The sequence below is a fragment of the Actinophytocola sediminis genome (assembly GCF_054779715.1).
Map to the genome: position 1 here is coordinate 111467 of NZ_BAAGXS010000011.1, position 18159 is coordinate 129625.

The window sequence follows — 18159 nt, forward strand, 5'->3', positions numbered from 1 at the left end:
CGCCACTCGGCCCGGCCGCTGGTCGGCCGGCTGACCGCCGAAGTGGCACTCGGCACTACGCGCCATGGTCGCCACGACACCTCGAGCAAACCGTGTCACTGCTACCGATTCGTACCTCCGTGCCGATCGAACAGTGGCAGACAACGAACATCACCGTGCTCGGCGACGCGATGCACAGCTGATCCCGTTCCGCGGCATCGGCGCCAACACCACCCTGCGCGACGCACAACTGTTGGCGCGCAACCTGATCGCCGCCGACCGAGGCGAGCTGGACCTCGTAGCCGGGATCCGCGACTACGAGACCAAGATGATCGACTACGGGTTCACGGCGGGCCGATCGTCGTTGCGCACCGCTGAGCAGACGGTCTCCACCAACCAGGTCGGGCGGTCCGCGTTCAGGACGATGTCGCGGGTGTTCTCGGCTGTCCCTCCTTTCAAGCGCACGCTGTTCAGCGATCTGGGCAGTGACTGAATCCGTACGGTGGACAGTCAGGTCGTGGTGGCCAGGGCGAACGGGAGCACCGCCGGGGCACCGGCGTCGCGCAGGAGTTTGGCCGCCACGGTCATGGTCCAACCCGTGTCCACACGGTCGTCGACGAGCAGGACCGGACCGTCCACCTCGGCTAACCGCGCACCCAGCTCGGGTCCGACATGGAGTGATCGCCACACCTGGGCCAGCCGGCGGGCGCTGTTGGCCTGCCGGGTGTCCGCCGGCGCGACGCTCACCTCACCCAGCAGCGGCAGCCGGCCGATGGTCGAGATCCGCTCGCCGATGCTGGACACCAGTTTGGGTCGGCTGACCGAACCCATGGTGACGACGGCGACCGGACGGGCGGCCCACTCCCAGGACGCCAGCACCTGCACGCATCCATCGACCAGGTCGTCGGGCACCGGATCGTCGGCGTGGGCGGCTGCCGGCCCGAACAGGTCGCGCAAACGGTTGCCCCAACCGATGTCGGTGAGCCGGCCGAGCGCCCGTCCCGGCTCGGCGCCCTCACCGGCGCCCACCTTTCCGGAAAGTGGAACATCGAGCGCGGCCATGCCGCTTGGCCACATCCGACGGGCACCGACCTCGACACCAGGTCGCGCCAGGAGTTGGCGCGCGGCGGTCACGTGCGCCTCGGACACCTCGGCACTCCAGCCGGCGCCGGCACAGTTGTCGCACCGCCCGCATGGCGCCGCCTGCGGCGCGTCGAGTTGGCGTAGCAGGAACTCCATCCGGCACTGGTCGGTCCGCTGGTACTCCAGCATCGCCTGTTGTTCGGATTTCCGGGCGCCGGCGATGCCGAGGTAGCGGTCCTCGTCGTAGTCCCAGCCGCGTCCGGTCGCGAGCCAGCCGCCCTTGACCCGCCGCACCGCGCCGTCCACATCCAGCACCTTGAGCACCATGTCCAGCCGGCTGCGGGACAGGTCGCACGCCGGTTCGATCGCCGCGGTGGACAGCGGCCGGTCGGCCGAGCCGAGCACGTCCAGCACCCGGCGCACCACTCGTTCGGCCGGGAACGCCAGCGACGCGAAGTAGGCCCAGATGTCCTGGTCCTCCGTGCCGGGCAGCATCAGCACCTCGGCGCGGTCAACGCCCCGGCCGGCACGACCGATCTGCTGGTAGTAGGCGATCGGCGACGGCGGCGCGCCGAGATGGATCACGAAGCCGAGGTCCGGTTTGTCGAAGCCCATGCCCAGCGCGGAGGTCGCGGCCACCGCCTTGATCCGGTTGCCGAGCAGATCCTGTTCGATGCGCTCGCGCTCGGCCGGCTCGGTCTTGCCCGAATAGGCCGACACCGCGTACCCACGGTCACGCAGGAACGACGCGACCTCCTGTGCCGCCGCGACGGTGAGCGCGTAGATGATCCCCGAGCCGGGTAGTTGGTCGAGGTGTTCGGCCAGCCAGGCGAACCTGGCCTGCGCGGTCGGCAGCCGCAGGACCCCGAGGCGAAGGCTCTCCCGGTCGAGCTCACCGCGCAGCACCAACGTGTCCCGCGCGCCGAGGTCGAGTTGTTCGGCGACGTCGCGGACCACCCGGTCGTTGGCGGTGGCCGTGGTGGCCAGTACCGGTACCCCGGCCGGCAGTTCGCCCAGAAGCGTGCGCAGCCTGCGGTAGTCGGGGCGGAAGTCGTGGCCCCAGTCCGAGATGCAGTGCGCCTCGTCCACCACGAGCATGCCGGCGGCCGCGGTCAGCTCCGGCAGCACGGTGTCGCGGAACTCGGGGTTGTTGAGCCGCTCCGGGCTGACCAGCAGCACGTCGATCCGCCCGGCGAGCACGTCGTCCTGCACCTCGTGCCACTGGTCGAGGTTGGCCGAGTTGATCGTCGCCGCGCGCACCCCGGCCCGCCCCGCCGCCTCGATCTGGTTGCGCATCAGGGCGAGCAGTGGGGACACGATCACCGTCGGGCCGTGGCCCAGCTGCCTTAACAGCGCGGTGGCGACGAAGTAGACGGCGGACTTGCCCCAGCCCGTCCGCTGTACGACGAGCGCCCGCCTGCGGTCCATGACCAGTGCCTTGATGGCGGTCCACTGGTCCTCGCGCAGGGAGGCCCCGTCGCCGGCGAGGGCACGGAGACGTTCTTCGGCTGATGTTCGGAGGGCTTGCTGATCCACGTCCTCCACACTGGCGCATGACACCGACAACTGCCAGGAGAAGACCGAGCGAATGGACCATTCGCTCGGAAAAGTTCCGGGTGTCGCAGGTCAGAGGGTAGGTTTCTGATCCATGTCAGGTCGGCGGATCGGGATCATGGGCGGCACCTTCGACCCCGTGCACCACGGACACCTCGTCGCGGCCAGTGAGGTCCAGGCCAGGTTCGAGCTGGACGAGGTGATCTTCGTACCGACGGGGCAGCCGTGGCAGAAGACCCACCGCGCGGTCAGCGCGGCCGAGGACCGGTACCTGATGACCGTCATCGCCACCGCGTCCAATCCCCGGTTCTCGGTGAGCCGGGTTGACATCGACCGCACCGGCATCACGTACACGATCGACACGCTGCGTGACCTGCACGCCGCTCACCCCGACGCGGACCTGTTCTTCATCACCGGCGCCGACGCCCTTGAGCAGATCCTGTCGTGGCGCCAGGCGGCGGAGCTGTTCGCGCTGGCCCACTTCGTCGGCGTGACCCGCCCCGGGTACACCCTCGGCGACGACCACCTGCCGACCGGTTCGGTGACCCTGGTCGACGTTCCGGCGATGGCGATCTCGTCGACCGACTGCCGCGCGCGGGTGGTCGCCGGGCAACCCGTCTGGTACCTGGTGCCGGACGGCGTTGTGCAGTACATCTCCAAGCGTGACCTGTACGGGCACGGCGGTTCCTAGCACCGGTACGCTCTTATGTTCATGGTCTGGTAAAAGCAGGCTCGACGATCGAGGAGTGACGTGGCCGCAACGCACCATGCACGCGAGTTGGCACTGGTCGCGGCCAACGCCGCGGCCGACAAGAAGGCCAGCGACGTGATCGCGCTCGATGTCTCCGAGCAACTGGTGATCACCGACTGTTTCGTCATCGCCTCCGCGGCCAACGAGCGGATGGTGGGCGCGATCGTCGACAACGTCGAGGAGAAGATGCGCGAGGCCGGCACGAAGCCGGTCCGGCGCGAGGGCGCGCGCGAGGGCCGGTGGGTGCTGCTCGACTTCGTGGACGTCGTGGTGCATGTCCAGCACGCCGAGGAGCGGGCGTTCTACGGCCTGGAGCGGCTGTGGAAGGACTGCCCGCGCATCGAGTTCGACCCGGAGCAGGCGGTGGTCGACTCCGGTGGCGTAGAGGGCGGTCAGACGTGACCCTGAGCCGGCTCGTGATGTGGCGGCATGGCGAGACCGACTACAACGCGACCGGCCGGATGCAGGGGCATCTGGACTCCCGGCTCACCGATGTCGGGCGCAATCAGGCGCGGTTCGCGGTCCCGGTGCTCGCCCGGTTCTCCCCGGACATCGTGGTGACCTCCGACCTGCGCAGGGCGATGGACACGGCGACCACGTTCACCGAGGTCACCGGCGTTCCGCTGCGGGTGGACAAGCGGTTGCGGGAGACCAACCTCGGGTTGTGGCAGGGGATGACCGGCGTCGAGGTCGACGAGCAGTGGCCCGGCGCCCGCCAGGTCTGGCAGACCGACCCGACCTGGACCCCGCCCGGTGGCGAGTCCCGGCTCGAGGTCGCCGCGCGCGCCGCCGAAGTGGTCGGTGACCTGGACGAGTCGACCGAGGAGACGGCCATCCTGTGCGCGCACGGCGGCATGATCGCCGCGCTCGTCGGGCACCTGCTCGAGCTGCCGATCGCCGCCTGGGCCAAGCTCGGTGGCATCGGCAACTGCCACTGGATCGTGCTGGCCAGACGCGATACCAGCGGTTTGGCCTGGCGGTTGCGCGTGTACAACGCGGGGATCACCGGCTGAGTCGATGCCCGCGCCAACCTTGTTGATGTTCGGCGACTCGTTGAGCTTCCACGGCCCGGACGGACCGTGTCCGGCTGACGACGAACGGTTGTGGCCCAACCTCGCGGCGGCCGCGCTGGGCGCCAGAACCGAGCTGTTCGCCGGCTTCGGCTGGACCGCCCGCGACGCGTTCTGGGCGCTGGCCGGCGATCCTCGGGTGTGGTCGATGCTGCCCAGGGCCGACGTGCTGGTGCTCGCGGTGGGCAGCATGGACACCCTGCCGTCGCCGTTGCCGACGTATCTGCGTGAAGGCCTGCGCTACCTGCGTCCGGATCCCGTGCGCCGGTTCGTCCGGGCGCGTTATCTCGCCGCCCAACCCTGGCTGGCCAGGGTGACGCGCGGTCGACCGGTCGCGCTGCCGCCCGCACTGACCGTCCGCTACCTGGACCAGATCCTGGGCTCGATCCGAGCGCTGCGTCCCGACCTACCGGCGGTCGGCGTACTGCCGCCGATGCACCGGTCCGCGTCGCACGGGCTGGTACACACCGGCCGGCCGGCGGCGGTTCGCGAGATCAGGGCGTGGGGTGCGCGGGCCGGTGTGCCGTTGCTCGACCTCGGCGCGCTCACCGGTGAGCACGTGCTCACCGGGCGTGGCAACCCCGATGGCATCCACTGGGGCTGGGAGGCGCACGCGCGGGCCGGTGACGCGCTGGCCGACATGGTCGCACCGCTGGTAGCGCGGAAGGCTGACGAACACCACGTAGGCTGACCGACCGTGCCGCTCGCCGTGGTCACCGATTCCAGTGCGTACCTGCCGGACGGTTTCGCCGCCAGGCACGCGGTGCATGTCGTGCCGCTGCATGTGCTGATCGACGGCCGGTCCGGTCTGGACGGTGTGGACATCGGTCCGGCGGAGGTCGCCCGGGCGCTCGCCGCGCGGCACCGGGTCACGACCTCGCGGCCCAACCCGGAGGAGTTCGTCGAGGTCTACCGGAAGCTGCTCGACGACGGTGCGGACGGCATCGTCTCCGTGCACCTGTCCCGGGAGCTGTCCGGCACGTGGGAGTCGGCGCGGCTGGCCGCCCGGGAGGTCGGCGAGGACCTGGTTCGGGTGGTCGACTCGCGGACCACGGTGATGGGGCTCGGGTTCGCGGTGCTGCGGGCGGCGGGCGCGGCGATCGACGGGGCCGACGGCGCGAAGGTGGCGGACGTCGCGGTCTCGGCGGCGGCTCGGACCACGACGTTCTTCGTCGTGGAGACGCTCGAGTACCTGCGGCGTGGTGGTCGGATCGGGCCGGCGGCGGCGTTCCTCGGCACGGCGCTCGCGGTGCGGCCGGTGTTGCACGTGGCGGAGGGGCGGATCGAGCCGCTGGAGAAGGTGCGCACGACCCATCGGGCGATGTTGCGGCTGGTCGACCTCGCCGAGCGGGCCGCGGTGGTCACCGGCGCGAGCGCGGTCGAACTCGCCGTGCACCATCTCGCCGCGCACGACCGGGCGGTGGAACTCGCCACCCGGCTCGACGAGCGGATCTCGCCGGCCTCGGGCTGTGTCGTGTCCGAACTCGGCGCCGCCATCGGTGCGCACACCGGGCCCGGCATGCTCGGGGTTGTGGTCTGCCCGGTCGAACCCTGAACCCTCCAGGCTTGCACACCGGTCCGACAATCGACGCCGGCTGACCGGCGAATCGGCCCAGTTGTCCACAACACCCCCACTTGTCCACAGCAACGCCCTCACCGCCCCCACTCCCGGAATTTCCGTCCTAGCGTCGACGGCGTGATCGACACGACCGCCCGGCGCGACCGCCGCACCAGCACCCGCCTCGACCAAGTGATCAATCAGGCCGGTCCCGACCTACCGTGGCGGGAGCCGACCTCGGACGACTCGGTACTCCTGCCCGCACCTGAGCCATGGCCGCCAGATCCGCCCCCGGCGCGCGAGGGCCCACCAGCCGAGACGTGCCCGCCGAGCACTCGCCTGTCCAACGCGTCACCGGACGACGGCCCGCTCCTGGCGCACGGGTGGCCGACCGCCACACCGTGGTGGCGTCGTCTGCTGCGCTGGTTGCCCGAACGGTGGCTACCCGCGCGCACCGCCGACCCACCTCGGTGGCGGCTGGCCATGCTCGCGGCCGCCGGGGTGCTGATCGGCATCGCCGTGGCGGTCGGATTCGCGCTGTCCGGCTCACCCGCCGAACCCGAGGTGCCGCCCGCGCTGCCGGCCGCCTCGGTCAGCGAGGTGCGCACGCCGGCCGGCGCGACGGCACCGGCCGCCGACAGCTCGATCGTGATCAGCGTGGTCGGCCGGGTCACCACACCGGGCCTGGTCACCCTTCCTGGCGGGTCGCGCGTGGCGGACGCGCTCGAAGCGGCCGGTGGCCCCGTCCCCGGAGCGAACCTGGGCAACCTCAACCTCGCGCGCCGCCTCGGCGACGGCGAGCAGATCTATGTCGGTGTGCCCGCACCGCCCGGCGCCGAAGTCGCCGCGGCCGCGCCGGCCGACGGCCAGCCGGGCGCCGCCGCGCGCGTCGACCTGAACACCGCGACCCTGGCCACGTTGGACACGCTGCCCGGCGTCGGGCCCGTCACTGCCCAGCGGATCCTCGACTGGCGCACCCAGCACGGCCGGTTCGCCTCGGTCGAGCAACTGCGGGAGATCGAGGGCATCGGACCGACTCGCTTCAGCAGGCTCAAGGACCTGGTGGTGGCGGGATGAGCCTGACCAGAGTGTGGGGCGGTCCGACCGGCGCACCGGACTGGCGGTTGGTGCCGGCCGCGTTGGCGGTCTGGCTCGCCACGATGCTCGGGCTGCTGCTCGGGTGGTGGTGGGCCACGGTCGGCGGCGTCCTGGCCGTGGGCGCCGGAGGCATGGTCGTGGTCTCGGCCCGGCGACAGGCACCGCTGACGCGCTGGTGGCGGCTGGGCGTCGGGTGGTCGTTGCTGGTCAGCGGACTGCTGGTGGGCGTCCTCAGCACCGGACGGCTCCGCGCGGCCGAGGACGACCCGCTGCGGGCATCGGCGAGTGCCGGTGCCGAGGGGGTGTTCCGGGTGACGGTCAGCGAACGTCCCCGGCCGGTCTTCTCCGCCGGCTTCGGTGGCCAGCCCGGCGGGGTGCGGACGGTCGTGGTGCCGGGGCGGGTGCGGGCGGCGGTGGTCGAGGGCATTCAGGTCATCTCCACCGGCCGGGTGGTGCTGCTCGCCCCGGCCGACCGTTGGTCGACCCTGCTGCCGGGGCAGGACGTGACGACCGCCGCGCAGCTGGTCCCGGCACGCACCGGTGAGCTGACCGTGGCCGTGCTGCGGGTCCGCGGACCGCCGGGGGAGGTCTCCGAGGCCGACGTGTGGCAGCGCGTCGCGCAGTCGCTGAGAGCGGGGCTGCGGGATGCCGCCTCGGTCCTGGACCCGGAGCCGGCCGGATTGCTGCCCGGGTTGGTCGTCGGCGACACCGACCGGCTGTCCCGGCAGGTCGAGGACGAGTTCACGGCGGCCGGAATGGCGCACTTGCTGGCCGTGAGTGGCGCGAACTTGGCGATCGTGTGCGTGGCGGTGCTGTTCCTGCTGCGTGCGATGCGGGTCGGGCCGCGTGGTGCGGCCGTCGGTGCGATGGGCGCGCTCGTCGGGTTCGTGGTGCTCGCCGGGCCGGAACCCAGCGTGCTGCGCGCCGGTGTCATGGGCACCGTCGGTCTGCTGGCGCTGGCGATGGGTCGGGAACGTGCGGCGCTGCCGGCGCTGGGCACCGCGGTGATCGTGTTGGTGCTGTGGGACCCGGCCATGGCGGTGAGTTTCGCGTTCGCGTTGTCCGTGCTGGCCACGGCCGGACTGGTGTTGCTCGCGCCGCGGTGGGCCGACCGGCTCGCCGCGCGCGGGGTGCCCCGTGGTTTCGCGGACGCGCTCGCGGTTCCGGCGGCGGCGCATCTGGTGACCGCGCCGGTGGTGGCCGGGATGGCGGGCGAGGTCAGCCTGGTCGCGGTACTGGCGAACCTGCTGACCGCCCCGGTGGTCGCGCCGGCGACGGTGCTGGGCGTGCTGGCGGCGCTCACCGCACCGGCGTCCACATGGCTGGCCGAGATGCTGGTTCGGCTCGCAGGGCCGGCGGCCGACTGGCTGATCCTGGTCGCCCGGCATGCCGCTCGGGTGCCCGGCGCCACGATCGGCTGGCCTACCGGGTGGTGGGGTGGGCTGCTGCTGGTGGCGTGCGTGCTGCTGCTGGTCGCGGCGCTGCGGCGTCGGCGCCTCCGGGTGCTGGTGGGTGCCCTGCTCACTGGGCTGTTGGTGGTGGCCGTCCCGGTCAGGGTGATCTCGCCGGGTTGGCCTCCGCCGGGGTGGGCGATGGTCGCCTGCGACGTCGGTCAGGGCGACGCGCTGGTGCTGGCCACCGGGGACGCGGGCCGGGCGGTCGTGGTGGACACCGGCCCGGAGCCAGGGCCGCTGGCTGGGTGCCTGGACCGGCTGGATGTGTCGAGAGTGCCGCTGGTGGTGCTCAGCCATCTGCACGCCGATCACGTCGGCGGGTTGGCCGCGGTGCTGGGCGAACGGACGGTCGGTGCGGTGGGCGTGAGTCCCGCCAGGGAACCGGCCTGGGCATGGGAGGAGGTGCGGGCCGCAGCGGCCGCGGCCGGGGTGCCGATCGTGGAGCTCGACGCGGGGCGACAGCTGGCCTGGCCTGATCTGACGATTGAGGTGTTGGCCCCGATGGCGAAGGAGGTGATGCCCGCGGCGGAGGCCGAGGGTACGGAGATCAACAACGCGTCACTGGTGCTGCGCGCGGCGACGCCGGCTGGGCGGATCCTGCTCAGCGGGGACGTGGAGCTGGCGGCTCAGGCGAGCCTGCTTGGTTCGCGGATAGACCTGTCCGCCGAGGTGCTCAAGGTTCCGCATCACGGCAGCCGGTACACCTCGCCGGAGCTGTTCGCGGCGATCCGGGCACGGGTCGCGGTGGTGAGCGTCGGCGCCGACAACCAGTACGGCCACCCCAACCCGACCACGATGAGCGCGCTCAGCGGCACCGGTGCGCTCGTGATCCGCACCGACACCGACGGAGACGCGGCGATCGTCCCCGACGACGGTGGCCCCCGGGCGGTGACCCGAGGGGCGGCCAGGGGGCCACCGTTCGTTGGGGACGGGCTGGGTCGGGCGGCTGCTCGTCGTCGCGCGCTGGCGTTGAGCGGTGGTTGACGCCACGCAGCGGGTCACCGGTGACCCGCTGACGGCCCTGGCGTGGGATGTCCGGCGCACGACTGGGCAGCGGATTCCTGTGTCCACATAGGACGGCTGGGTCCTGGTGGAGTTTGCGGGTGTTCGGCGGTGGTGGTGTGGTGCGCCACTGTCCTATGAGGACTCCAGGGCTGCGCGGACGGCGGCGGTCGACGGTGGCACGGTGGCGCGCGGGCCGATCTTGTCCTGCACCGCGTCCAGGGTCTTGAGGCCGTCGCCGGTGATGAGCAGGACCGTATCGGCCTCCGGATCGAGCTGGCCGGTGTCGATCAGCTTCTTCGCCGTCGCGACGGTCACGCCGCCGGCTGTCTCGGCGAAGATGCCCTCGGTCCTGGCCAGCAGGCGGATGCCCTCGACGATCTCCTCGTCGGTCACGTCCTCGACCGCGCCGTTCGTCCTGCGCACGGCGTCGAGCACGTACGGGCCGTCGGCGGGAGCGCCGATCGCGAGCGAGCGGGCGATGGTGTCCGGCTTCACCGGGCTCACCACGTCCAGGCCCGCCTTGAACGCGGCGGACACCGGCGAACACCCGGTGGCCTGGGCGCCGAACACCCGATACGGCCTGGCCTCGACCAGACCGAGGTCGGTGAACTCGCGGAAACCCTTGTCCACCTTGGTCAACTGGGCACCGGAGGCCACCGGCACGACGATCTGGTCGGGGAGTCGCCAGCCGAGTTGTTCGGCGACCTCGTAGCCGAGCGTCTTGGAGCCCTCCGCGTAGTACGGGCGGACGTTGACATTGACGAACGCCCAGTCGTCGTGTTCCGCGGCGAGTTCGGTGGCCAGCCGGTTCACGTCGTCATAGTTACCGTCGACCGCGATCAGGGCGCCGTCGTACACGGCGGTGGTGAGGATCTTCGCGCGCTCCAGCGACGACGGGATCAGCACCACCGACTCCCAGCCGGCGCGCGCGGCCGCGGCGGCGACCGCGTTGGCCAGGTTGCCGGTGGACGGGCAGGCCAGCACGGTGAACCCCAGCTGGCGTGCGGCCGCGAGCGCGACGGCGACCACCCGATCCTTGAACGAGTGGGTCGGGTTGCCCGTGTCGTCCTTGACCCACAACGACTTCACGCCGAGCGCGGCGGCGAGCCGGTCGGCCTTCACCAGGCGGGTGAGACCCGGCTCGGTGTTCGGCTGAGTGTCCACATCGGACGGGACGGGCAGCAGGTTGCGGTAGCGCCAGATCGACTTGGGGCCCGACTCGATGTCGGCCCTCGAGATGTCACTGAACTCGTAGGAGACTTCCAGGGGGCCAAAACACTCGATACAGGCGAACTCCGCGGCAAGCGGTACCTGGTGGCCGCACTCCCGGCAGCTGAGCCCGCGCGCGGGCCCGAGGTCGAACGTGGTGGTGGCGTGGGCAGTGACTGTCATCGCGAGGTATCTCCTCATCTGTCCCGCGTACGGGTCGGAATTGGCACCGTGTTCATCACCATTCCTCGCGGTAGCGAATGGCTGACGCCGGTTGCCGGGGCTTCTTCGGGCCGATCCCTCTGCCCCTCTGGATGAGCGGTATTCAGTTGTTCTTCGAACACGTTACGGCACGACCCTCTTTCCAGGCCAATGTGAGGTCCATCATTCGAGAGAGGCACCAGCGGCACTGGCCGCGAATCCGATCCGATCCGGCCCGACCGGGTCGGACGAGGCCGACGTGGGAGCTGTTCGGGACGGGTACTGGGGCGGGGCAGGTCAGGGGACGGGGTGACGGGACGTCGGCACCTCGTCGCGCTGCGCGCTGCCTTGGCCCGGCCGACGGACCCCGCCCGCCACCGGGGTGACCGAGGTGGTGCGAGGATGGCGGGGTGAAGTCACCCGCCGTGACCCCGCCTGCCCTCGAACTCGTCCTCGGCGAGGAGGAGTTGCTGGTGGAACGCGCGGTCCGGGCCGCGGTCGACACCGCCAAGCTCGCCGACCCGTCCGCCGAGCTCACCCGCGTGAAGGTGGCCGACATCAGCCCGCCGGAGCTGGCCGAGCTGGTCAGCCCGTCGCTGTTCGCCGAGCGGCGGGTCATCGTCCTGGAGAGCGCGAACGACGCCAACAAGGACATCGCCGCCGCCATCACCGCCTACCTCAAGGCGCCGGCGGAGAGCGTGCAGCTGGTCGTGCTGCACACCGGCGGCGGTCGTAAGCCGGCGAAGGACCTGGTCGCCGCGTTGCGCTCGGCTGGGGCGAACGTGGTGGACTGCCCGAAGATCACCAAGCCGGGTGACCGGGAAGCCTTTGTGCGCAACGAAATCCGGCGCGCGGGCGGCAAGACCGACGCGGACGCGGTCAGCGCGCTGATCGACTCGGTCGGCTCGGATCTGCGCGAGTTGGCGTCGGCGGCGGCCCAGCTCGTGGCGGACACCGGCGGGCAGGTCACCGCCGAGGAGGTGCGCCGCTACCACCGCGGCCGGGCGGACGTCACCGGGTTCGCGGTGGCGGAGAAGGCGGTCACCGGCGACGTGCCGGGCGCGCTGGAGATGCTGCGCTGGACGATGCAGCTCGGCGTGCCGCACGTGCTGGTCGCCGACGCTCTCGCGGACGCGGTGCGCACCGTCGCGCGGGTCGCCGGCGCGGGCCGGGCGGACCCGTTTCGCTTGTCATCGGAGCTGGGTATGCCGGCGTGGAAGGTGCGCAAGGCACTGTCCCAGTCCCGAGGGTGGCATCCGGCGGGGCTGGTCGCGGCGATGCAGGTGGTCGCGGAGGTGAACGCGGACGTCAAGGGGGTGGCGGCGGACGCGGACTACGCACTCCAGCGCGCCGTCCTCCGCCTTGCCGAAGCCCGCCGACGCACCTAGGCCGCGCTGGCCGCCGCGGCTGGACCCGGATCGCGCTGGCCTGGCCCAGCCGAACGGACACGTGGGCCGTATGGGCTTACGCGGCTGACCAGGCGCTCAGCTGCGCTGGTCGACGCAGCCAGGCAGACACCTGGGCTGTGCTGGTCGACATCTCACAACAAAAACAGCGCTGGCCGCCGAGGCGGCCAGCGCTGTTATCGCTGAGGGCTCAGAGCTGGTTGGCGCGCTTGGCCATGGCGGACTTCTTGTTGGCCGCCTGGTTGGCGTGGATCACGCCCTTGCTCGCCGCCTTGTCCAGCTGGCGGCTGGCGTCGTGGAGCAGCGCTACGGCCTTCTCCTTGTCGCCCGCTTCCGCCGCCTCGCGGAACTTGCGGATCGCGGTCTTCACCGAGGACTTGACGGACTTGTTGCGCAGTCGCGCCTTCTCGTTCGTCTGGATGCGCTTGATCTGGGACTTGATGTTTGCCACGGGTTACTGCTCCTCAGCGTCGATCACGGAAGGTGCGCCGCGTGTTAGTGGCCTCGCCTGAACACGACGGCGAGCTTCCTCCTGGACGGAACGCCACACGGCACGACGGGCAATGTTAACAGGCCCCGATCACCGAGCTCCCAGCATGCTCCTGGTCAGCGCCTGCTGCTGGGACAGCAACTCCGTCAGCGTCGACCGCAGCACCTTCTCGTCCAGCGCCCCACCGGCCAGCACCGACCGCCGGACCCACTCCTTGATGAACGACGCGGTCACCCCCTCCGCGGCCGCCACCAGCGGGCCCGCGTCCGGCAGGTCCAGGGCCCGGCCGGCGTATAGACGCAACAACCGGTCCCGGCATTCCGCGTCCGGCCTGGGGATCTCCACCGAGAAGTCCACCCGGCCCGGTCGCTGGGCCAGCGCCGCCGCCGTGCGCAGCCACCGCAGCATCGCCATCCCGGCCAGCACGATCACCGTGCACTCCGACAGCCGGGACAGCAGGTACCGCACGGTGTGCGTCTTGCCTGTTCCTGGTGGTCCGTAGAGCAGCAGACCCCGCTTGAGGTGCTGGTCGTGCGCCCGCAACCGCTCGGTCTGCGCCGGCGTGCGCAGCATGTGCCGCTCGATCGTGGTCGGTGATCCGCTCGATCAACTGTGAGCCGGCCATCCGCAGGGTCTGCTGGCCCGCGTTGAACAGCTCGATGAGGGCGTGGGCGAGATCACGGGGCATCCGCTGTGGGTAACGTCACTCCTCCACGGTGCCATTCTCCGGTTCCTGCTCGCTGTCGGCTTTCGGCGGCCGGCCGCGTCGCGGCAGGCCGCCCGCGTTGTCCGGCAGCCGGCCTGCCTGGGACAACGACCGCCGCAGCAGGAACTCGATCTGCGCGTTGGCGCTGCGCAACTCGTCGGCGGCCCACCTGGCTATCGCGTCGTGCACGGCCGGGTCCAGGCGCAGCAGCACCTTCTTGCGTTCGGCCACGAGGACGTCAGTTGTAGAGCGAGCCGGTGTTGACCACCGGCTGAGTGTCGCGGTCGGCGCACAGGACCACCAGCAGGTTGCTGACCATGGCGGCCTTGCGCTCCTCGTCGAGGTCCACCACCTGCTGCTCGGCCAGCTGGTCCAGCGCCGACTGCACCATGCCGACGGCGCCCTCGACGATCCGCTGCCGCGCGGCCACCACCGCCCCGGCCTGCTGGCGGCGCAGCATCGCGCCCGCGATCTCCTGCGCGTAGGCCAGGTGCGTGATCCGCGACTCGATCACCTGCACCCCGGCCGCCTCGACCCGAGCGCCGATCTCGGCCGACAGCTGGTCGGTGATCTCGCTGGTGTTCTGCCGCAGCGACAACTGGTCGTCGCCGTGGGCGTCGTACTGGTAGCTGGTCGCGATGTGGCGCACCGCCGTCTCGGTCTGGATGGTGACGAACTCGATGTAGTCGTCCACCTCGAACACCGCCCGCGCGGTGTCGGTGACCCGCCAGACCACCACCGCGGCGATCTCGATCGGGCTGCCGTCCGCGTCGTTGACCTTGGTCACCGCGGTCTCGTGGTTGCGGATCCGGGTGGAGATCCTGCGCCGGACGGTGATCGGGTTGATCCAGCGCAGTCCGTCCAGCCGCACGGTGCCCGCGTACCGCCCGAGGTACTGCAGCACCCTGGCCTCGCCGGGCGCCACCATGATCAGTCCCGCGCCGACCAGCGCGCCGACCACGAACACCAGGCCGCCGATCACCACCAGCGCGACCCCGCCGTCCCCCTGGGCCAGGTTGATCACGCCGACCAGGGTCAGCCCGAGCCCACCCAACGTCAGCACCGTGCTGAGGCCGAACATCGGCATGCCCGGGGTGTTGAACGCCGACCGCTCCCGGATGTGTGGCGGGGGCATCGGCGTCTCGGGGATGGTGGCGGCCTGGCTCATGGCGTCTCCTCGTTCGATCATCGCGGTCACTATCAAAGTGATATCACATTATGTAGACTCACGCGAATGACGGAGGCACTGGGGCTCACTCGACTCTTCAAGCGGTTCGACCGGACCATCGCGGTCGATCACATCGACCTGACCGTGCCGGCGGGCTCGTTCTTCGGCCTGGTCGGCCCGAACGGCGCCGGCAAGACCACCTCCCTGTCGATGGCCGTCGGGCTGCTGCGCCCCGACGGCGGCACAGCACGGGTACTTGGCGTTGACGTGTGGCAGGACCCGGTGCGCGCCAAGGAACTCATCGGCGTCCTGCCGGACGGCCTTTCCCTGCCAGAACGGCTGACCGGCGCGGAACTGCTCCGCTACATGGGCCTGTTACGCGGGCTGCTGCCCACGACCGTGGCCCAGCGCGCCGACGAACTGCTCGCCGTGCTGGAACTCGACGACGCCCGCAACCGGCTGGTGATCGACTACTCGGCCGGCATGCGCAAGAAGATCGGCCTGGCGATCGCCCTGCTGCACGCGCCGAAACTGCTCGTGCTGGACGAGCCGTTCGAGGCGGTCGACCCGGTGTCGGCCACCACGATCCGGACGATCCTGCGCCGCTTCGTCGCTTCCGGCGGCGCGGTCGTGCTCTCCAGCCACGTCATGGCGCTGGTCGAACAACTCTGCACACACGTCGCGGTGATCACCCGCGGCCGGGTGGTCGCCGCGGGCCCGGTCGCCGAGGTGCGCGGCGACACCACGCTGGAGGCGGCGTTCATGCACATCGTCGGCGGACGCACCGGGGGCGAGGAGGGCCTGTCGTGGTTGGCATCCTGATCCAGATGAAGTGGCGGGTGCTGCGGCACTCGATGCGCGGCAACGTGGCCGTGCTGACCCTCGGCGGTGCGGTGTTCGGCCTGGCCGCCGCGGTGATCACGATCATCGCGGCCGGGGCGAACTTCGACGACCCGGCCGTCGGGGTCGACCTGCTCGCCGCGGTCTACCTGGTGTGGACCGTCGGCTGGCTGCTCGGGCCGCTGTTCACCGGCGGCGGCGACGAGACGCTGCGCCCGGAGCACTTCGCCCTGCTGCCGATCGCGCCGCGACGGCTGGCCGGCGGGCTGCTCGGCGCGGCGTTCCTCGGCGTGCCGGCGATCGTCACCTTCCTGGCGTGCTGCGGGCTGTTGGTGCACGCGTCCGGTTCGGAGGGGCTGGCGGTGGCGGTACTGGCCGTGCCGCTGCAGTTGGTGTTCGTCGTGCTGCTCTCGCGGGTGACGATGGCCGCCCTCGGCGGGGTGCTCCAGTCGCGCCGGGGCCGTGACCTCGGGGTTCTGCTCGCGGGACTGCTCGGGTTCTCCGCGTTCCTGGTGCAGGGCGTGCTGCGCGGACTCGGGCCGGTGCTGCTCGGCGGCGACTCCCCGGTGCTGTCGGCGGTGCTGCGGTGGTCGCCGTCGGGCTGGGGGACCGTCGCGGTCTACGCAGCCGGCAGGTCGGACTGGCCGCTGGCGATGGGCGCGCTCGCGGGGCTGACGCTGCTGTGCGCCGGACTGCTCGGCGCGTGGGCGCTGCTGTTGCGCAGGCGGATCTCCCGCCCGGCGGTGAACGCCGGGCCGTCGGCACGCCCCGGCCGCGTGCCGCTCGCCAGCCGGCTGCCCGCGACGCCGGTCGGCGCGGTGGTCGGCAAGGAACTGCGGACCTGGCTGCGGGACGCGCGGCGGCGGTTGGCGCTGCTCTCGACGGTGGTGCTGGCGGTGATCGTCGTGGTCTTCCCGGCTTTCCAGGACGGGGCGAGTGCGGCGGTTCCCTTCGTCGGGCTCGCGGTGGTGCCGATGGCCTGCCTGCTCGCCGGCAATCTGTACGGGATGGACGGCAGCGCGCTGTGGCACACGCTGGTCACCCCGGGGGCGGAGGCGGCCGATGTGCGCGGCCGGCAGGTGGCCTGGTTGCTGTTGATCGGGCCGGTGGTCGTGGTGTTGGCGATCGTGTTGCCCTGGCTGGTCGATCCGGGGACGTATCCGTGGGTGCTGGGGCTCACGCCGGCGGTGCTTGGCGGGGGCGCCGGGCTGGTCATGTTGTTGGCGGTGTTCACCGCCTACCCGATGCCCGACCAGCGGTCGAACCCGTTCGCCGCGGGGAACAGCCCTGGGATGCTGCGGCTGTTGCTCCAGCTGGCGATTCTCCTGCTGCTGGCGGTCGCCGCGTTGCCGGTGGTCGGGGTGGTGCTGGTGGGCTGGGAGGCGCCGGGCCTGCGGTGGCTCGGGGTGCCGGTGGGGATCGGGATCGGCGTGCTGTGCGGGTGGTGGTGGGGTCGGGTGGCGACCAACCGGCTGGTGACGCGCGGGCCGGAGCTGCTGGCGGTCGTGGGCAAGCCGGTGTGAGTGTCCGGCAGCGTGGGCTGGAGCAGCTGGTGCGCTTGGGCGAACTGGTGTGTTCCGCGGCGCGGGTCGGAGTTGCTGACGGAGTTGGCCGGCCGGTGTGCGTGCCTGGGGGTGCGTGCCGGTGGGTACGCCGGTTTGACAGGGTGCGGGGGTGCATTCCGCGGCGATCGTGCTCGTGCTCGGCGCCGCGGTGGCTCATGCCGGGTGGAACCTGTGTGCCAAGGCGGTTCCGGCGGGTGGGGCACTGTTCGTCTGGTTGACCGCGGTGTGCTCCGCGATGTTCCAGCTGCCGGTGGCGATCGTGGTGATCGTGGCCGCCGGTGGGGTGCCCGGCCAGTGGTGGCTCGCCATGCTGGTCAGCGGGATCGTGCACACCGGGTACTTCGTGCTGTTGCAGCGCGGTTACGCGGTCGGCGACCTGTCGGTGGTCTATCCGCTCGCCCGGGGCACCGGGCCGATGCTCTCGGTCGCGGCGGCGATCCTGCTGTTCGGTGAGCGGCCGGGGCTCGCGGTACTGCTCGGCACCGCCGGCGTGGTGATCGGGGTGTGGGTCATCGGCGGGCTCGGGTCGGCCACCGGCAGGTCGTGGGCCACCGGTGTCGGGTACGGGCTGGCGTGCGGGGCGATGATCGCCGCCTACACCGTGTGGGACGCGCACGCGGTGACCGCGCTCGCCGTCTCGCCACTGGTGCTGATGGCGGGCTCCTCGCTCGTCGAGACCGTCCTGTTGGGACCCTACGCGTACGCGCGGCGGGCCGAGGTCGCGCGGATCTGGTTGCGGCACAAGGGACCCGTCCTCGCGGTCGCGGTGCTCTCGCCGGTCGCCTACGTGCTCGTGCTGTTCGCGTTGCGGTACGCGCCGGTCAGTGTGGTCGCGCCGGCCCGCGAGCTGTCGATCGTGCTCGGCAGTGTCGGCGCCTGGTTGTGGTTCGGGGAGCCGGATCCGGTTCGGCGGCTCAGTGGCGCGGTGATCGTGCTCGCCGGGGTCGCGGTCATCGCCGCGAGCTGACCGGCCGGGCTGCGTCGCCGGGCTGAGTCGCCGGGCTACGTCGCCGGGCGTAGGC

At 71.5% G+C, this 18159-nt stretch carries 18 protein-coding genes and 1 riboswitch; of the genes, 12 read left to right on the forward strand and 6 right to left on the reverse strand.

Annotation, left to right across the window (positions count from 1 at the left end; translation table 11 throughout):
- Positions 1 to 133: 133 nt before the first annotated feature.
- On the forward strand, positions 134 to 472 hold the full coding sequence (locus ACYVIP_RS07415; protein ID WP_460393424.1) for a hypothetical protein: 339 nt from the start codon (positions 134 to 136) through the stop codon (positions 470 to 472).
- 17 nt (positions 473 to 489) lie between these two features.
- On the opposite strand, the gene ACYVIP_RS07420 is transcribed toward ACYVIP_RS07415, so the two are convergent.
- Positions 490 to 2598 carry a RecQ family ATP-dependent DNA helicase gene (locus tag ACYVIP_RS07420; RefSeq protein WP_460393426.1) on the reverse strand — a complete coding sequence of 703 codons (2109 nt, stop codon included), beginning with the start codon at positions 2596 to 2598 and terminating at the stop codon, positions 490 to 492.
- A 112-nt stretch (positions 2599 to 2710) separates the two neighbouring features.
- Between ACYVIP_RS07420 and nadD the strand changes: the two genes are divergently transcribed.
- From nadD to ACYVIP_RS07455, 7 genes are all read left to right on the forward strand, one after another.
- The gene (nadD, locus tag ACYVIP_RS07425) at positions 2711 to 3307 is read left to right on the forward strand and encodes a nicotinate-nucleotide adenylyltransferase (RefSeq protein WP_460393428.1); all 597 of its coding nucleotides are present in this window, start codon (positions 2711 to 2713) and stop codon (positions 3305 to 3307) included.
- Between the two features lie 60 nt (positions 3308 to 3367).
- Entirely contained in the window at positions 3368 to 3769 is a 402-nt protein-coding gene (gene rsfS / locus ACYVIP_RS07430; RefSeq protein WP_460393430.1) for a ribosome silencing factor, read from the forward strand.
- Positions 3766 to 4380 carry a histidine phosphatase family protein gene (locus tag ACYVIP_RS07435; RefSeq protein ID WP_460393432.1) on the forward strand — a complete coding sequence of 205 codons (615 nt, stop codon included), beginning with the start codon at positions 3766 to 3768 and terminating at the stop codon, positions 4378 to 4380. Before rsfS ends, ACYVIP_RS07435 begins: the two co-directional genes overlap by 4 nt.
- A gap of 4 nt (positions 4381 to 4384) precedes the next feature.
- Complete coding sequence (octT, locus tag ACYVIP_RS07440) at positions 4385 to 5128, forward strand: diglucosylglycerate octanoyltransferase (RefSeq protein WP_460393434.1); 744 nt, start codon at positions 4385 to 4387, stop codon at positions 5126 to 5128.
- Positions 5129 to 5134: 6 nt separating this feature from the next.
- A complete protein-coding gene (locus ACYVIP_RS07445; RefSeq protein ID WP_460393436.1) occupies positions 5135 to 5992 on the forward strand; it encodes a DegV family protein in 858 nt (285 codons plus the stop codon).
- 141 nt (positions 5993 to 6133) lie between these two features.
- Complete coding sequence (locus ACYVIP_RS07450) at positions 6134 to 7072, forward strand: helix-hairpin-helix domain-containing protein (protein WP_460393438.1); 939 nt, start codon at positions 6134 to 6136, stop codon at positions 7070 to 7072.
- Entirely contained in the window at positions 7069 to 9531 is a 2463-nt protein-coding gene (locus tag ACYVIP_RS07455; RefSeq protein WP_460393440.1) for a ComEC/Rec2 family competence protein, read from the forward strand. The genes ACYVIP_RS07450 and ACYVIP_RS07455 overlap by 4 nt, the downstream gene beginning before the upstream one ends.
- A gap of 153 nt (positions 9532 to 9684) precedes the next feature.
- Here the strand turns inward: ACYVIP_RS07455 and thrC are convergent, their stop codons facing one another.
- Complete coding sequence (thrC, locus tag ACYVIP_RS07460) at positions 9685 to 10944, reverse strand: threonine synthase (RefSeq protein WP_460393442.1); 1260 nt, start codon at positions 10942 to 10944, stop codon at positions 9685 to 9687.
- Between the two features lie 11 nt (positions 10945 to 10955).
- Positions 10956 to 11082: riboswitch (SAM riboswitch) on the reverse strand.
- A 290-nt stretch (positions 11083 to 11372) separates the two neighbouring features.
- On the opposite strand from thrC, the gene holA reads away from it, so the two are divergent.
- Complete coding sequence (gene holA, locus ACYVIP_RS07465) at positions 11373 to 12350, forward strand: DNA polymerase III subunit delta (RefSeq protein WP_460393444.1); 978 nt, start codon at positions 11373 to 11375, stop codon at positions 12348 to 12350.
- Between the two features lie 208 nt (positions 12351 to 12558).
- On the opposite strand, the gene rpsT is transcribed toward holA, so the two are convergent.
- From rpsT to ACYVIP_RS07485, 4 genes are all read right to left on the reverse strand, one after another.
- The gene (gene rpsT, locus ACYVIP_RS07470) at positions 12559 to 12819 is read right to left on the reverse strand and encodes a 30S ribosomal protein S20 (RefSeq protein WP_460393446.1); all 261 of its coding nucleotides are present in this window, start codon (positions 12817 to 12819) and stop codon (positions 12559 to 12561) included.
- A 129-nt stretch (positions 12820 to 12948) separates the two neighbouring features.
- Positions 12949 to 13431, reverse strand: coding sequence for an AAA family ATPase (locus ACYVIP_RS07475; RefSeq protein ID WP_460393448.1), 483 nt, complete (start codon positions 13429 to 13431; stop codon positions 12949 to 12951).
- Between the two features lie 130 nt (positions 13432 to 13561).
- On the reverse strand, positions 13562 to 13795 hold the full coding sequence (locus tag ACYVIP_RS07480) for a type II toxin-antitoxin system antitoxin (protein ID WP_460393450.1): 234 nt from the start codon (positions 13793 to 13795) through the stop codon (positions 13562 to 13564).
- 7 nt (positions 13796 to 13802) lie between these two features.
- Positions 13803 to 14753 (reverse strand): SPFH domain-containing protein, encoded by a 951-nt coding sequence (locus ACYVIP_RS07485; protein WP_460393452.1) that lies wholly within the window; start codon positions 14751 to 14753, stop codon positions 13803 to 13805.
- Between the two features lie 45 nt (positions 14754 to 14798).
- On the opposite strand from ACYVIP_RS07485, the gene ACYVIP_RS07490 reads away from it, so the two are divergent.
- The 3 genes from ACYVIP_RS07490 to ACYVIP_RS07500 all read left to right on the forward strand — a co-directional run bounded on the left by ACYVIP_RS07490 (position 14799) and on the right by ACYVIP_RS07500 (position 18104).
- Positions 14799 to 15554, forward strand: a complete 756-nt coding sequence (locus ACYVIP_RS07490) for an ABC transporter ATP-binding protein (protein ID WP_460393454.1) — start codon at positions 14799 to 14801, stop codon at positions 15552 to 15554.
- Positions 15539 to 17095: a hypothetical protein gene (locus tag ACYVIP_RS07495; RefSeq protein ID WP_460393456.1), complete on the forward strand. Its 1557-nt coding sequence runs from the start codon at positions 15539 to 15541 to the stop codon at positions 17093 to 17095. The genes ACYVIP_RS07490 and ACYVIP_RS07495 overlap by 16 nt, the downstream gene beginning before the upstream one ends.
- Before the next feature lie 151 nt (positions 17096 to 17246).
- Positions 17247 to 18104, forward strand: coding sequence for an EamA family transporter (locus ACYVIP_RS07500; RefSeq protein WP_460393458.1), 858 nt, complete (start codon positions 17247 to 17249; stop codon positions 18102 to 18104).
- Positions 18105 to 18159 lie beyond the last annotated feature (55 nt).